Below are 14,965 nucleotides of genomic sequence, written 5' to 3'. Positions count from 1 at the left end.
TGTGATCTACCTCGACCACGCCGCGACCACCCCGCTGCGCGCCTCGGCGCTCGCCGCGTTCGCGGAGGCGTCCGCCCACGGCGGCAATCCCTCCTCCGTCCACGGCTCCGGCCAGGAGGCGCGCCGCCGGCTGGAGGACGCCCGGTCGGCGCTCGCCGGGGTGCTCGGCTGCGAGCCGATCGAGGTGATCCTCACCGCCGGCGGCACCGAGGCGGTCAACCTCGGGATCAAGGGCCTCTACTGGCAGCGCCGGAGCGAGGATCCGGCCCGCGTCCGGGTCCTGGTCGCCGAGGGGGAGCACCACGCGACGCTCGACTCCGCCGCCTGGCTCGCCGAGCACGAGGGCGCCGTCCTCGAGTGGCTGCCGCTCGACGACGAGGGCACCCTGCGGCCGGAGGCGCTCGCCGCGGCGCTGGAGGAGGACCCCGGATCGGTCGCCCTGGTCACGGTGCTCTGGGTCAACAACGAGATCGGGACGATCAATCCGATCGCCGAGCTGGCGGCGGTGTGCGCCCGCGCCGGCGTCCCCCTCCACGTCGACGCGGTCGCCGCCCTCGGACACGTGCCGCTGCGGATCGCCGAGATCCGCCGCGCCTCCGGCTCCGGGCGCGGCGCGGGACTGGCCGCCGTCAGCGTCTCGGGTCACAAGGTCGGCGGGCCGATCGCGACCGGTGCGCTCGTGCTCGCCCGCGACGCCCGCGTGGTCCCGGTGCTGCACGGAGGCGGACAGCAGCGGGGCGTCCGCTCCGGCACCCAGGACGTGCCCGGCGCCGCGGCCTTCGCCGCCGCCGCGGTCGAGGCGGACGCCGAGCTGTCGGCGGAGGCGCAGCGCCTGGCCGCCCTGCGCGACCGGCTCGTCGCGGGCGTCCTCGCCGCCGTGCCGGGGGCGACCCTGACCGGGCCCGCCCTCGACTCCGGACGCCGGGTCGCCAACAACGCGCACCTCGCCTTCCCCGGTGCGCAGGGCGACTCCCTCCTCTTCCTCCTCGACACCGCGGGCGTCTCCGTCTCGACCGGATCCGCCTGCACGGCGGGGATCCCGGAGCCCTCGCACGTGGTCCTCGCGCTCGGCCGCAGCGAGGACGAGGCCCGCGGAGTGCTCCGGATGACGCTCGGCCACACCTCGACCGACGCGGACGTCGACGCCCTCCTGGCCGCGCTGCCCGGCGCCTACGCCCGCGCCGCCCGAGCCGGACTGTCGAGCCGCGCGGTGCTGCCCGCCTGACCCCATGCCGGCCGCGCCCGCGGGAAACGTAGACTCGCACGGTGAAGGTTCTGGCGGCGATGAGCGGTGGAGTGGACTCGGCGGTGGCCGCGGCCCGCGCGGTGGAGGCGGGGCACGACGTGGTGGGCGTGCACCTCGCCCTGAGCAGGATGCCCGGCACGCTGCGCACCGGCAGCCGGGGGTGCTGCACGATCGAGGACTCGATGGACGCGCAGCGTGCCGCGAACGTCCTCGGCATCCCGTACTACGTGTGGGACTTCTCCGAGCGGTTCAAGCTGGACGTCGTCGACGACTTCGTCGCCGAGTACTCGGCGGGCCGCACCCCGAACCCCTGCATGCGCTGCAACGAGCGGATCAAGTTCGCCGCCCTGCTCGAGAAGGCTCTCGACCTCGGCTTCGACGCGGTCTGCACCGGCCACTACGCCTCCCTCCGCACCGCTGCCGACGGCTCCCCGGAGCTCCACCGCGCGAGCGACGAGGCGAAGGACCAGTCCTACGTCCTCGGCGTGCTGACGGAGCAGCAGCTGCGGCACTCGATGTTCCCGCTCGGCTCCACGCCGTCCAAGGCGATCGTGCGCGCGGAGGCGGCCGAGCGGGGCCTCAGCGTCGCGAGCAAGCCCGACAGCTACGACATCTGCTTCATCCCCGACGGCGATACCCGCGGCTGGCTCGCCGAGCGCGTCGCCCCCGAGACCGGAGCGGTCGTCGATCGCGACGGCGCGGTGGTCGGCTCCCACGAGGGCGCCCACGGGTACACGGTGGGCCAGCGCCGGGGCCTGCACCTCGGCGTCCCCGCGCCCGACGGACGGCCCCGCTTCGTCCTGGAGGTGCGGCCGGTGAGCAACGAGGTCGTCGTCGGTCCGCGCGAGGCTCTTCGCATCGGCGAGATCGCCGGCGAGCGGTTCACCTGGGCGGGCGCCGCTCCCGAGGACGCGGACGCGCCCTTCCGCTGCGACGTCCAGATCCGCGCGCACGCCGACCCGGTCCCCGCCTCCGCGGTGGTGTCGCACGTCGATGGCAGGGTGGGGCTCGTGATCACTCCGGACTCGCCGCTCGACGGCGTCGCCCCCGGCCAGACGGCCGTCGTCTACCTCGGCACCCGCGTGCTGGGCCAGTGCACGATCGACCGCACGGTCGCGGCCGACGCCGCGGTGCTCCAGTGAGCGCCGTCGAGCCCGCCGCTCGCGTCGAGGAGCTGCGGGCGCGGATCCGGTCGGCGAGCGACGACTACTACGCGGCCGACTCCTCGCCGCTGTCCGACGCCGAGTACGACGCCCTGGTGCGCGAGCTCGCCGCGCTCGAGGCCGAGCACCCCGAGCTCGCCGCCGAGGACTCGCCGACGCGGACCGTCGGCGGGATCGTCGGAGCGGGCCTCGCCCCGATCGACCACGCCGAGCGGATGCTCTCCCTCGACAACGTGTTCTCGCCCGAGGAGCTGCGCGAGTGGTGCGAGAAGACGGTGGCCTCGGCCGACCGCCCCGTCGCCTGGCTCACGGAGCTCAAGATCGACGGGCTCGCGATCTCCCTCCACTACGAGAACGGCCGCCTCGTCACGGCGGCGACCCGCGGCGACGGCCGCACCGGCGAGGACGTCACCGTCAACGCCCTCCGCGTCTCGGGCATCCCCGAGCGCCTCTCCGGCGAGGGCCACCCGGCACTCGTCGAGGTCCGCGGCGAGGTCTTCATCCCCGTGGCCGCCTTCGCCGAGCTGAACGCCCTTCAGGAGACGCTGCGCGACGAGGCGGTCGAGGAGGCGCGGACCCGCTGGTCGACCCGCCCGGCCGCCACCCGCGGCGTCTTCGAGGAGGAGAAGGCGCGCACGAGCGCGCTGCGGCGCTTCCCGACCTTCGCCAACCCGCGGAACGCGGCGAGCGGCGGCCTCCGCCAGCAGCTCGACAAGAAGTCGGGTCTCGACCTGCGCGCCGGCGAGGCGCGCGTCGGCTCCCTCGCGCTCTACGTGCACGGCATCGGCGCCTGGCCGGACCAGCCGGTCGCGACCCAGTCCGAGGTCTACGGGCTCCTCTCCTCCTGGGGGCTGCCGGTGAGCGGCCACAACCGCGTCTCGGCCTCGGTGGAGGAGGTGCTCGCCTTCGTCGAGCGCTACGGCCGCGAGCGGCACTCGGTCGAGCACGAGATCGACGGCGTGGTCGTGAAGGTGGACGAGCTCGAGCTGCACGACGAGCTCGGCGCCACCAGCCGGGCGCCGCGCTGGGCGATCGCCTACAAGTACCCGCCCGAGGAGGTCCACACGAAGCTCCTCGACATCGTCGTGAGCGTCGGGCGCACCGGCCGCGCGACGCCGTTCGCCCAGATGACCAAGGTGAAGGTCGCGGGGTCCGAGGTGCGCCAGGCCACGCTGCACAACGCCGACGTGGTCAAGGCCAAGGGCGTGCTCATCGGCGACACGGTCGTGCTGCGGAAGGCCGGGGACGTCATCCCCGAGGTGCTCGGCCCGGTGGTGGAGCTCCGCGACGGCTCCGAGCGCGAGTTCGTGATGCCGACGCAGTGCCCCGAGTGCGGCACCACGCTCGCTCCGGCCAAGGAGGGCGACGTCGACCTGCGCTGCCCCAACGCGGAGTCCTGCCCCGCGCAGGTCCGCGGGCGCGTCGAGCACATCGGCAGCCGCGGCGCGCTCGACATCGAGGCGCTCGGCGAGGTCAGCGCCGCCGCCCTGACCCAGCCCCTGGTGCCCGCCGAGCCGCCGCTGCGGACCGAGGCCGGCCTGTTCGAGCTCACGGTCGCCGATCTCTTCCCGATCGAGGTCGTCGTCCGCGACTCCGAGACGGGTCTGCAGAAGCTCGACGCGAAGGGCGATCCGAAGGTCGTCACGCCCTTCAAGCGCAAGCGGCAGCTCGCCAAGGACGGCGCCTTCGACCCGGAGGCGGGAGCCTTCGCGGGGGACGCCGCCTCCGTGCCCTCCACCAACGCCCTGCGGCTGATCGAGAACATCGAGCGGGCGAAGACCAAGGAGCTGTGGCGCCTGCTGGTCTCGCTCAGCATCCGGCACGTCGGCCCGGTCGCGGCGCGCGCGCTGGCGGGCTACTTCGGCTCGCTCGACGCGATCCGCGGGGCGAGCCGCGACGAGCTCGCCGCGGTCGACGGGGTGGGCGGGATCATCGCCGACGCCCTGATCGCCTGGTTCGAGGTCGACTGGCACGTCGAGATCGTCGACCGCTGGGCTGCGGCCGGAGTGCGCTTCGCCACGCCCGGCCACCCCGGTCCCGGTGCCGCGGACGCCGCCGGCGGGGTGCTCGCGGGTCTCACGGTCGTGGCGACCGGCAGCCTGGAGGGGTACTCCCGCGAGGGGGCGCAGGAGGCCATCCTCGCGGCCGGCGGCAAGGCCGGCTCGAGCGTCTCCAAGAAGACCGACTACGTCGCCGCCGGTCCCGGCGCCGGCAGCAAGCTCGGCAAGGCCGAGGCCCTGGGGCTCCGGATCATCACCGCGGCCGAGTTCCACCTGCTGGTGACGGAGGGACCGGACGCGATCGCGCTGCCGGAGGAGGCGTCCGCCGATGCTCCGGAGGAGGCCGACGCCGTCCCGGACGCGGCCGCCCCGAGCACGGAGGAGCCGACCGGGCCCGATGCCTGACGCGGGCGGCGGGGAGCGGCGTGCGTTCCTGCGCCGCTCCCTCGCCGACGCAGCGTCGCTCGCGCTCGACGCCGCGGCTCGGCCCACCACCGCCGAGCGTCGGACCGCCGAGGTGCTCGGGCGGATCGACCACGTGGTCGTGCTCTCCTTCGCCGGCCGCAGCCGCGACCAGGTCCTCGGCGCGCTCGACGACACGGACGGCCCGGTGTTCACCGGCGGCACGGACGCCGTGATGACCGCGCCCGGCCCGGACGATCCTCCGGGCGCGCGCTTCGCCCCCGAGATGCTGCCGGTGCACGCGCTCCTCGCCACGGCCTTCGCCCGGGCCGACCACTGGCGCGCCGACGGCCGCGATCCGCTGCCGGCGGCCCTGCGCGCGGCCCGGGAGACCGGCACCGGCTGGGCTCTCGCGGTCGACGAGCGGCAGGGCGTCTCGACCACGCTCCTCGCCGATCCGGAGTGGCCCCACCGCGACCCGGGCGCCGCCGGCTCCCGCGGCGGGCGCCTCCTTCCCATCGACGCGCTGGCCGCCGAGGCCGCAGCCGGCACCCTGCCTCCGCTCGTCCTGGTCGAGCCGCGGTCCCTCGTCGATCCGGCCGACTTCGCCGACGCCGCAGCCGCCGGCACCGATCGATCCGCCGATGCGCGCCTCGCGGAGCAGCTGCTGCACGTCGTGTTCGACGCCGTCCGCGACGGGGAGCGGGCGGGGCGGCGGATGCTGCTCCTCGTCACCGCGCGGGGGAGCGCGGAGCGGCCCGGCACGGTGCCGGCGCTCGTGCTCGCCTCGGCCGTCCCCTCGGGTGCACGGATCGGCGTGCCGCTCGGTCCGGAGACTCCCGCGCAGCTCGTCCGCGCCCGGGCGGGCGTGCGCCGGGCCCTCGTCGATCCGCAGGTCCGTGAGCTGGCCGCACTCCTCAGCGGTCCCGACCGGTCCCTCGCGCGCTGGCCCCGCACGGCGCCGGCGTTCGCGCCGCCCGCGCCGGTCGGGCGCCGCCTCCGCGACGCGGCCCGCCGCGCGCACGTCGACCCCGAGCCGGAGTCGGGACTGCTCGCCCGCGTTCGAGCCGCCGTCCCGGGCGCGTCGCTACACTCCGAGCAGGCGCAGGCGGCGCAGGAGAGGCGGCGGAGATGACCAGCGAGCGGACTCCCTCGGAGCACGACGACGGAGCTCCCCGCTCCCGCTCGCGCCGCCGCTTCCTGGCCGGCACCGCCGCCGCCGGAGTCGGAGCCGGAGCCCTCGCCGGTGGCGCGATCGGCGCGGCCGTCGCCTCCGGCCCCCGCCGCGAGGAGGAGCCGCGACTGCCCGCCCGCACGGAGCCGGGATTCGACCACGTCGTCGTGATCATGTTCGAGAACCGCTCCTTCGACAACGTCCTCGGCCGCCTCTACGAACCGGACGACCTGCCCGCGGGCGAGAGCTTCGAGGGCCTCCTCCCCGACGAGCGGACGAACACCAGCGCCGGGGGACTGACCGTCGGCACGCACGTCTACGAGGGCGCCACCGACTCCGTGATGCGCCAGCCCGATCCGGACCCGGGCGAGGAGTACCCGCACGTCAACACCCAGCTCTTCGGCACGGTGGATCCGCCCGAGAACGCCGGCCGCACCGTCGGCGCCATGACCGCGCCCTTCAACGCGCCCGCCGACGCCTCCGCCCCGACGATGAGCGGCTTCCTCGAGGACTACGTCCAGCACCTGAGGGTGATGAAGAAGGGGCAGGAGCCCACGGCGGAGGAGGTGCGGACGATCATGGGCGGCTTCTCGCCGGAGATGCTGCCCGTCTTCTCCACCCTCGCCCGCGAGTTCGCCGTCTTCGACCAGTGGTTCTGCGCCGTCCCCTCCCAGACCTTCTGCAACCGGTCCTTCCTGCACGCGTCGACCTCGCACGGCTTCGTCACCAACAAGCAGGGCGGCGGCTACGAGAAGTGGCTCGCGGACGACCTGGCCGACGCGCCGACGGTGTTCAACCGCCTCGAGGAGGCGGGGAGGACCTGGCGCGTCTACTTCGACGCGCTGCAGGTGGTCTCGTACACCGGGTTCCTGCACGCGCCGGTGCTCGAGAAGTACTGGAAGACCCACTTCTCGACGATGGACCGGTTCTACGCCGACGTGGAGAACGGCGAGCTGCCCGACTACGCCTTCCTCGAGCCGCGGCTCGTCTTCGACCACAACGACATGCACCCGCCGACCGGGGTCCTGCACGAGGACGAGGTCGACGGCACGCCCGTCTACGACAGCGCGCTGTCCGACGTCCGCGCCGGCGAGCTGCTGCTGCACCAGGTGTACTCGGCGATCCGGGAGAGCGCGAGCACGACCGGCTCGAACGCGGTGAACACGCTGCTGCTGGCGACCTTCGACGAGCACGGCGGCCTCTACGACCACGTCCCCCCGCCGTCGGCGACTCCGCCGGGCGACGGCCGCGAGGGCGAGATGGGCTTCGCCTTCGACCGGCTCGGCTGCCGCGTGCCGGCGATCGCCGTCTCGGCGTACACGAGGGCCGGCACGATCGTGCACGACGAGCTGCACCACGGCGCCGTGATCCGGACCCTCAGCGCCCTGCACGGCCTCGAGCCGCTGACCGCTCGCGACGCCTCCGCCCCCGACCTCTTCGGGGTGCTGACGCTTGACGAGCCGCGGCAGATCGGCGACTGGCCGACCACGGTGCCGCAGTACCTGCCCCCGAACCCCGAGGCGGCACCGGCGCATCCGGCGCACGTGAACCGCGACAAGCCGCTGAGCCCGCCCGCCGTCGGCCTGATGGGCCTGCTGCTGGCCCGGTACGGCGAGCCCGGCGAGGACCTGCCGACCACCTACGAGGGGGCGTACAACGCACTCCTGAAGCACGGCTCCAGCCTCTTCAGCGGCTCCTGACGGGCGGGCGGCGCGGGCGGAGGCGGTGCGGGCGCGCCGAGTAGACTGGCGGCCGGAAATCCCCCCGAACCACCAGACGGAGACGCATGTCCGAGATCACGGCCGACACGGTCGCCCATCTGGCCCAGCTGGCCAGGATCGACCTCACTTCCGACGAGATCGGGAGCCTCACCAGGGAGCTCGGCCAGATCGTCGACTCCGTGCGCGCGGTCCAGGCCGTCGCCACGCCCGAGGTGCCGGCGACCAGCCACCCGATCCCGCTCGAGAACGTCTTCCGGCCCGACGTGGTCGGCGAGACCCTCACGCTCGAGCAGGCGCTCTCCGGCGCGCCCGAGCACGACGGCAGCCGCTTCCAGGTCTCCGCGATCCTGGGGGAGGAGCAGTGAGCGCGCACGGCGACGAGCTCGTCCGCCTCAGCGCGTCCGCCCTCTCCGAGAAGCTGGCCGACGGCTCGGTCTCCTCGGTCGAGGCCACCCGCGCCCACCTCGAGCGCATCGACGCGGTCGACGGAGCGGTCCACGCCTTCCTCCACGTCGCGCGCGAGGGCGCGGTCGCGTCCGCCGAGGCGATCGACCGCCGGCGGGCCGACGGCGAGTCGCTGCACCCCCTCGCCGGAGTGCCTCTCGCGGTCAAGGACGTCATCGTCACGAACGACATGCCGACCACGAGCGGCTCCCGCATCCTCGAGGGCTGGCGCCCGCCCTACGACGCGACCGTCATGCGCAAGGTCCGCGAGGCCGGGCTGGTCCCGATCGGCAAGACCAACATGGACGAGTTCGCGATGGGCTCGACCACCGAGCGCAGCGCCTACGGCCCCACCCACAACCCGTGGGACCTCGACCGCATCCCCGGCGGCTCCGGCGGCGGGTCCGCCGCGGCCGTCGCGAGCTACGAGGCGCCCCTGGCCCTCGGCTCCGACACCGGGGGATCGATCCGTCAGCCCGCGCACGTGACCGGCACCGTCGGCGTGAAGCCGACCTACGGCGGCGTGTCCCGCTACGGAGCGATCGCGCTCGCCTCGAGCCTCGACCAGATCGGCCCCGTCTCCCGGACGGTCCTCGACTCCGCGCTGCTGCACGACGTCATCGCGGGCCACGACCCGCGCGACTCGACGTCGCTGCGCGACTCCTGGCCCTCCTTCGCCGACGCGGTGCGCCGCGCCGACGTGACGGGCCTCCGGATCGGCGTGGTCAAGGAGCTCGACGGCGGCGAGGGCTTCCAGCCCGGCGTGCTGGCGCGCTTCCACGAGGCGCTCGAGATCCTTCAGGGCGCCGGAGCCGAGGTCGTCGAGGTGAGCCTCCCGAGCGTCGAGCACGCGGTCGCCGCCTACTACCTGATCCTCCCCGCGGAGGCCTCCAGCAACCTCGCCAAGTTCGACTCGGTCCGGTTCGGCCTCCGGGTCACGCCGGAGGGCGGCGGCACGGTCGAGCAGGTCATGTCCGCGACCCGCGAGCAGGGCTTCGGCCCCGAGGTCAAGCGCCGGATCATCCTCGGCACCTACGCCCTCTCGGCCGGCTACTACGACGCCTACTACGGCAGCGCGCAGAAGGTCCGGACCCTGGTGCAGCGGGACTTCGACGCGGCCTTCGCGGACGTCGACGTGCTCGCCTCGCCGACAGCGCCGACGACCGCCTACCGCCTCGGCGAGAAGCTCGACGACCCGCTGGCGATGTACCGAGGCGACGTCGCGACCATCCCGGCGAACCTGGCCGGCATCCCCGGCATCTCCGTCCCCGCCGGCCTCGCCGACGAGGACGGGCTGCCTGTCGGCATCCAGTTCCTCGCTCCCGCCCGGGAGGACGTGCGCCTCTACACCGTGGGCGCCGCGCTCGAGGCGCTGCTCGAGGAGAAGTGGGGCCGCCCGCTCCTCGCGCAGGCCCCCGACCTGACCCACTCCGTGCTCTCCGCGACCGAGGAAGGTGCCGTCTGATGGCCTCCGCGCACACGTCCGCTCCCGAGCTGATGGACTACGACGAGGTCTTCGAGACGTTCGAGCCGGTGCTCGGCTTCGAGGTGCACGTCGAGCTCAACACGAAGACCAAGATGTTCTCGGACGCGCCGAACGAGTTCGGGTCCGAGCCCAACACGAACGTGACCCCGGTCGACCTCGGCCTCCCGGGCTCGCTGCCGGTCGTGAACGAGCAGGCCGTCCGCTACTCGATCAGCCTCGGCCTCGCCCTGGGCTGCTCGATCGCCCCGTCCAGCCGCTTCGCGCGCAAGAACTACTTCTACCCGGACCTGGCGAAGAACTACCAGATCTCGCAGTTCGACGAGCCGATCGCCTTCGAGGGCTCGGTCGAGATCGAGCTGGCCGACGGCTCGCTCGTGCAGATCCCGATCGAGCGCGCGCACATGGAGGAGGACGCCGGCAAGCTCACGCACGTCGGCGGCGCCACCGGCCGCATCCAGGGCGCCGAGTACTCGCTCGTGGACTACAACCGCGCGGGGGTCCCGCTCGTGGAGATCGTCACGAAGCCCATCTACGGCGCGGGGAAGAGCGCGCCCGAGTACGCGAAGGCCTACGTCGCGACGATCCGCGACATCGTGCTGGCGCTCGGCATCTCGGACGCCAAGATGGAGCGCGGCAACCTGCGCTGCGACGCGAACGTCTCGCTCCGCCCGATCGGCCAGGAGAAGCTCGGAACCCGCACCGAGACCAAGAACGTCAACTCGCTCCGCTCGGTCGAGCGCGCCGTCCGCTACGAGATCCAGCGCCAGGCGGCGATCCTCGCCGCGGGCGGCACGATCACGCAGGAGACGCGCCACTGGCACGAGGACACCGGCCGCACCTCCGCGGGCCGGCCCAAGAGCGACGCCGACGACTACCGCTACTTCCCGGAACCCGACCTGCTCCCGGTCGTGCCGAGCCCCGAGCTGATCGAGGAGCTGCGCGCCGCGCTCCCCGAGAAGCCCGCCGACCGCCGTCGCCGCCTCAAGCAGGAGTGGGGCTTCACCGACCTCGAGTTCCAGGACGTCGCCAACAGCGGCCTGCTGGTCGAGATCACCGAGACCGTCTCCGCGGGAGCCGCTCCGCAGGCGGCCCGCAAGTGGTGGACCGGGGAGATCGCGCGCCTCGCGAACGCGGCGGGCGAGGACCCGGCCTCCCTGGTCACCCCGGCCCAGGTCGCCGAGCTCGCCGGTCTGATCGAGAGCGGCACGCTGACCGACCGCCTCGCCCGCGAGGTCCTCCAGGGCGTCATCGCCGGAGAGGGCACCCCGCAGGAGGTCGTCGACGCCCGTGGACTCGCGGTCGTCTCGGACGACGGAGCGCTCATCGAGGCGATCGACGCGGCACTGGCCTCGCAGCCCGACGTGCTCGCGAAGATCCGCGACGGCAAGGTGCAGGCCGCCGGTGCCGTGATCGGTGCCGTGATGAAGGCCATGAAGGGGCAGGCCGACGCCGCCCGCGTCCGCGAGCTCGTCCTGGACCGCGCGGCCGGCTGAGCCGGTGCGCGGGGAGGTGCGGTCATGAGCGGTGGAACCGGCGACGCGCCCCTTCCCGCGCGGCTCGAGCTGCCGGCGGGCGCCCTCCTGCGTCCTCTCGTCTCGAGCGACGCGGACCTCCTGCACGCGGTGATCGGCGAGCAGCGACCGTGGCTCGCGGCTCTCCTCCGCGGGGACGATCCGGCCGCCTTGCCGTCGGCGTCCCTCGGCGACGACGTGCGCGGTCTCCTGCGCCTCGAGGAGGAGTCGCATGCGGGCAGAGCGCACGCGTTCCTGCTCGTCGGCCCGGACCGCACCGAGGCGCTGGGCGCTCTGAGCGTCCGGCCCGGCGGCGGCGACTCCGCCGAGGCCTCCTGGTGGGTCGTCTCCGCCGTCCGGGGCTCGCGGCTCGAGGAGGAGCTCGACGCCTACGCGCGCCGCTGGCTCCAGCAGCACTGGCCCTTCGACACAATCACCACGCCCGACAACCACCCCGACGATCCCGCCTCCCTGGCCGGGGCGAACATCGTGGCGCTCGTGCCCGTCGCGCCGGAGCGCACGGCCCTCCCCGACGCCGACGCCGCCTCGGCGGCGCTCCTCTGGGCGGAGTACCGCTCCACGCATCCGGGAGTCGACGAAGCGCTCCCGCCGGTCGAGTCGTTCGGCGACAGCACGGCGATGGCGGACGAGCTGCTGGGCCTCGTGCGGCGCGGAGTGAAGACGGCCACGGCGTCCCTCGCCGAGGAGGGGGCGCCCGTCGCGGGCGACCACTGGATCGTCTGCGACGGCGCGGGAGCGGCGCGTGTCGTCCTCGTGACGGACGAGGTGCGGACCGGTCCGCTCGACTCCGTCGACGACGCGTTCGCCTGGGCCGAGGGCGAGGGGGACCGCACGCGCGCCTCCTGGCTCGACGGCCACCGCCGCTACTTCGCCCGCGTCTCACCGGGCGGCATCGGCGACGTGGTCTTCGAGCGCTTCCACGTGGTCTGGCCGGAGGCCGACGCCGAGCGCGCCGCCGCCTTCGCCCGCTCGGTCGGAGCGTTCCGGCCCGAGGAGCTCGACGGGACTCCCGCGCAGACCTAGGGGGTTTCCCGGATGCCCCGCTCAGGCGCCCTGCGCCAGAGTGGAGTCATGGCTACTCTCGTGCGCCCCCGTCGGGGCAGGATCATCGCCGGCGTCTGTGCCGGTCTCGCCCGCCGATTCGGCTGGAGCCCCTTCGTGGTGCGTCTCCTGTTCGTGCTCTCGTGCCTCCTCCCGGGGCCGCAGATCATCGCCTACCTCGTGATGTGGGTGGTCATCCCGAAGCAGAAGTGACCGAGGCCTCCGCTCCGAGCAGCCTCTGAGAGAACGCTCAGCACCCGGAGCGGTGAGAGGCCTACCGTGGCGGTGTGCGTCCGTCGGGCGCCGAGGAGGAGATCATGGGATTCCTGGACCGACTGCTGGGCCGCGACGAGCAGCCCGAGAGCGCACGCCGCTCGACGTACGCGCCGCCGCAGGCCGCGGACCGCAGGCCCGAGTACGGCTCCCATCCGGCGACGTCTCCGCGCACCGACGATGAGCGTGCCATCGAGCGCTACCGCTACCTCCTCCGCACCGCGCCGCCCGAGGCGATCGAGCAGGTGCACCGCGAGGCCTTCGAGCAGCTGACCCCGGAGCAGCGCCAGCAGGTCTTCCGAGAGCTCAGCGAGGGGGCCCCTGTCGGCGACGCGCCGAAGGACGACGATCCCCGCACGCTCGCCCAGTCCGCCACGAGGAGCGAGCTGCGCCAGCCCGGATTCATGGAGCGGCGCTTCTCCGGCGGCGGAGGCATGGGCTTCGGCGGCGTCCTCGCCTCCTCGATGCTCGGCACGATCGCCGGGTTCGCGATCGGCTCGGCCATCGCGGGCGCGTTCCTCCCCGACGCGGGAGGCGACTACGCCGGCGGTGACGGCGGGGGAGACGCCTCGGCCGACGGCGGAGCGGATGCGGGAGGTGCGGACGCCTCCGGTGCGGACGCCGGAGACGGCGGCGGCTGGGGCGACTCCGGCGGCGGCGACTTCGGTGGCGGAGGCGACTTCGGCGGGGGCGACTTCGGTGGCGGAGGCGACTTCGGCGGGGGCGGCGACTTCGGAGGCGGCGACTTCGGCTTCTAGCCTCGTTGCAGAGGGCCCCCGATCACGGTCAGTGGTCGGGGGCCCTCGCTCGTTCCGGGCTAGTCCTCGTCGGTCAGCATCGCCTTCACCTGGCGGCGGAGGACCTTGCCGATCATGCTCCGCGGCAGCTCGTCGACGACGGTGATCCGCTTGGGCACCTTGTAGGGCGTCAGCGCCTCCCGGACGGCCTTGCGGGCGGCTGCGACGTCGAGCTGCGCGCCCGGCTCCAGGACGACCGCCGCCGCCACGGACTCGCCGCTGCGCGGATCGGGCAGGCCGACCACCGCCACCTCCTTGATCTCGGGCAGGCGGAGCAGCACCTCCTCCACCTCGGACGGCGAGACGTTGAAGCCGCCCGTGATCACGAGCTCCTTGATCCGGTCGACGATGCGCACGAAGCCGTCCTCGTCGATCGTCGCGATGTCGCCGGTGCGGAACCAGCCGTCACCGGTGAAGGTCGCCGCCGTCTCGTCGGGCTTGCGGTGGTAGCCCCGGAACACCTGCGGACCGCGCACGACCAGCTCGCCCTGCTCGCCGGTCGCCACCTCCGTGTCGGGATCCTCGGGGTCGACGATCCGCACGTCGGTGCCGGGCAGCGGGAGCCCGACCGTCCCGGCGCGTCGCGTCGGACCGACCGGGTTGGCCATCAGGACCGGAGAGGTCTCCGAGAGGCCGTAGCCCTCGACGAGCGTGCCTCCGGTCAGCGCCTCGAACGAGTCGACCAGCGCCGGGTCGAGCGGCATCGCACCTGAGATGGCGATCTCGATGCCGCGGAGGGAGACGCCCCGCTGCTGCGCGCTGCGCGCCAGGCGCTCCGCGATCGGCGGAACGGCCGGGAGGAAGGTGGCGGGGTGCTTCTTGACGACCTTCAGCACCAGCTCCGGGTCGAACTTCGGGAACAGCACCAGGCGCGCGCCCATGCTCATCGCGAAGGTGAGGCAGAGCGTCAGCCCGTAGGCGTGGAACATGGGGAGCACCGCGTAGACCACGCAGTCGCCGCGGCGGACCGTCGGCACCCAGGCGCGCGACTGGGCGGCGTTCGCCGTCAGGTTCGCGTGGGTCAGCTCGCCGCCCTTGGGCGTGCCGGTCGTGCCGCTCGTGTACTGGATGACCGCGAGGTCCTCCGCGACCGGGCGCGGGTGCGCCGGGTCGATCCGCCGCCTCAGCAGCGACTCCCACTCGATCGCACCGCGGACCGGCCCGGTCAGCGCGGCGCGCGACTCCCGGGCCTTCTTCAGCGGCAGGCGGAGGGCTGCGCGCATCGAGGCGGGCATCGCGCGGGTGAGGTCGACGGCGACGACGGTCTCGACGCCGAGATCGGCCGGGAGGTCCTGCACCGTCGGCACGACGCGGTTCCAGGCGATCGCGACACGAGCGCCGTGGTCCTCGAACTGGTGGCGCAGCTCGCGCGGGGTGTAGAGCGGGTTGTGCTCGACCACCACGGCGCCGAGCCGGAGGACGGCGTAGAAGGCGACGACGTGCTGCGGGCAGTTCGGGAGGACGAGGGCGACAGGATCGCCCGCGCGGACGCCCAGGCGGCGGAGGCCCTCGGCGGCCCGCTCCACCTCGTCGGCGAGCTGGGAGTAGCTGGTCGAACGGCCGAAGAACTCGAGCGCGACCTGGTGGGGATAGCGCTCGGCCGACTCGGTGACGATGTCGACGAGCGAGCCGGTCGGGAGCTCGAGCTCCGTCGGCACGCCGGGCGCGTAGCTGCGGATCCAGGGG

At 74.0% G+C, this 14,965-nt stretch carries 12 protein-coding genes; 11 read left to right on the top strand and 1 reads right to left on the bottom strand.

The window, feature by feature from the left end; all coding sequences use genetic code 11:
- The first annotated feature begins 1 nt into the window (after position 1).
- The 11 genes from C5C46_RS12075 (at position 2) to C5C46_RS12025 (ending at position 13,240) form a co-directional block, all read left to right on the top strand.
- Positions 2-1,225, top strand: coding sequence for a cysteine desulfurase family protein (locus C5C46_RS12075; protein WP_308470980.1), 1,224 nt, complete (start codon positions 2-4; stop codon positions 1,223-1,225).
- 41 nt (positions 1,226-1,266) lie between these two features.
- Entirely contained in the window at positions 1,267-2,388 is a 1,122-nt protein-coding gene (gene mnmA / locus C5C46_RS12070) for a tRNA 2-thiouridine(34) synthase MnmA (RefSeq protein ID WP_181136522.1), read from the top strand.
- Complete coding sequence (gene ligA, locus C5C46_RS12065; RefSeq protein WP_104226851.1) at positions 2,385-4,814, top strand: NAD-dependent DNA ligase LigA; 2,430 nt, start codon at positions 2,385-2,387, stop codon at positions 4,812-4,814. The genes mnmA and ligA overlap by 4 nt, the downstream gene beginning before the upstream one ends.
- The gene (locus C5C46_RS12060) at positions 4,807-5,946 is read left to right on the top strand and encodes a hypothetical protein (RefSeq protein ID WP_104226850.1); all 1,140 of its coding nucleotides are present in this window, start codon (positions 4,807-4,809) and stop codon (positions 5,944-5,946) included. The genes ligA and C5C46_RS12060 overlap by 8 nt, the downstream gene beginning before the upstream one ends.
- Positions 5,943-7,685 carry an alkaline phosphatase family protein gene (locus C5C46_RS12055; protein ID WP_104226849.1) on the top strand — a complete coding sequence of 581 codons (1,743 nt, stop codon included), beginning with the start codon at positions 5,943-5,945 and terminating at the stop codon, positions 7,683-7,685. Before C5C46_RS12060 ends, C5C46_RS12055 begins: the two co-directional genes overlap by 4 nt.
- An 86-nt stretch (positions 7,686-7,771) precedes the next feature.
- Positions 7,772-8,071: an Asp-tRNA(Asn)/Glu-tRNA(Gln) amidotransferase subunit GatC gene (gene gatC / locus C5C46_RS12050; RefSeq protein WP_104226848.1), complete on the top strand. Its 300-nt coding sequence runs from the start codon at positions 7,772-7,774 to the stop codon at positions 8,069-8,071.
- Positions 8,068-9,615: an Asp-tRNA(Asn)/Glu-tRNA(Gln) amidotransferase subunit GatA gene (gatA, locus tag C5C46_RS12045; RefSeq protein ID WP_104226847.1), complete on the top strand. Its 1,548-nt coding sequence runs from the start codon at positions 8,068-8,070 to the stop codon at positions 9,613-9,615. Before gatC ends, gatA begins: the two co-directional genes overlap by 4 nt.
- Positions 9,615-11,129, top strand: coding sequence for an Asp-tRNA(Asn)/Glu-tRNA(Gln) amidotransferase subunit GatB (gatB, locus tag C5C46_RS12040; RefSeq protein ID WP_104223875.1), 1,515 nt, complete (start codon positions 9,615-9,617; stop codon positions 11,127-11,129). The genes gatA and gatB overlap by 1 nt, the downstream gene beginning before the upstream one ends.
- A gap of 24 nt (positions 11,130-11,153) precedes the next feature.
- The gene (locus C5C46_RS12035; RefSeq protein WP_104226846.1) at positions 11,154-12,191 is read left to right on the top strand and encodes an ASCH domain-containing protein; all 1,038 of its coding nucleotides are present in this window, start codon (positions 11,154-11,156) and stop codon (positions 12,189-12,191) included.
- 48 nt (positions 12,192-12,239) lie between these two features.
- The gene (locus tag C5C46_RS12030) at positions 12,240-12,422 is read left to right on the top strand and encodes a PspC domain-containing protein (RefSeq protein ID WP_104223873.1); all 183 of its coding nucleotides are present in this window, start codon (positions 12,240-12,242) and stop codon (positions 12,420-12,422) included.
- A gap of 104 nt (positions 12,423-12,526) precedes the next feature.
- Entirely contained in the window at positions 12,527-13,240 is a 714-nt protein-coding gene (locus C5C46_RS12025; protein WP_104226892.1) for a hypothetical protein, read from the top strand.
- A gap of 59 nt (positions 13,241-13,299) precedes the next feature.
- Here C5C46_RS12025 and C5C46_RS12020 read toward each other — a convergent pair.
- On the bottom strand, positions 13,300-14,965 hold a 1,666-nt coding region (locus C5C46_RS12020; RefSeq protein WP_104226845.1), incomplete at its 5' end, for a long-chain-fatty-acid--CoA ligase.

The organism is Rathayibacter sp. AY1E6, assembly GCF_002931115.1.
Classification (GTDB): domain Bacteria; phylum Actinomycetota; class Actinomycetes; order Actinomycetales; family Microbacteriaceae; genus Rathayibacter.
Note: the sequence above shows the minus strand (reverse complement) of the source record. Positions and strands in the feature narration are given on the sequence as shown.

Bases quoted from the DNA above. Each gene is read 5' to 3' on its own strand.
- C5C46_RS12060 (WP_104226850.1), top strand. From the start codon at position 4,807: ATGCCTGACGCGGGCGGCGGGGAGCGGCGTGCGTTCCTGCGCCGCTCC.
- gatB (WP_104223875.1), top strand. From the start codon at position 9,615: ATGGCCTCCGCGCACACGTCCGCTCCCGAGCTGATGGACTACGACGAG.
- C5C46_RS12030 (WP_104223873.1), top strand. From the start codon at position 12,240: ATGGCTACTCTCGTGCGCCCCCGTCGGGGCAGGATCATCGCCGGCGTC.
- C5C46_RS12055 (WP_104226849.1), top strand. From the start codon at position 5,943: ATGACCAGCGAGCGGACTCCCTCGGAGCACGACGACGGAGCTCCCCGC.
- C5C46_RS12035 (WP_104226846.1), top strand. From the start codon at position 11,154: ATGAGCGGTGGAACCGGCGACGCGCCCCTTCCCGCGCGGCTCGAGCTG.
- C5C46_RS12025 (WP_104226892.1), top strand. From the start codon at position 12,527: ATGGGATTCCTGGACCGACTGCTGGGCCGCGACGAGCAGCCCGAGAGC.
- gatC (WP_104226848.1), top strand. From the start codon at position 7,772: ATGTCCGAGATCACGGCCGACACGGTCGCCCATCTGGCCCAGCTGGCC.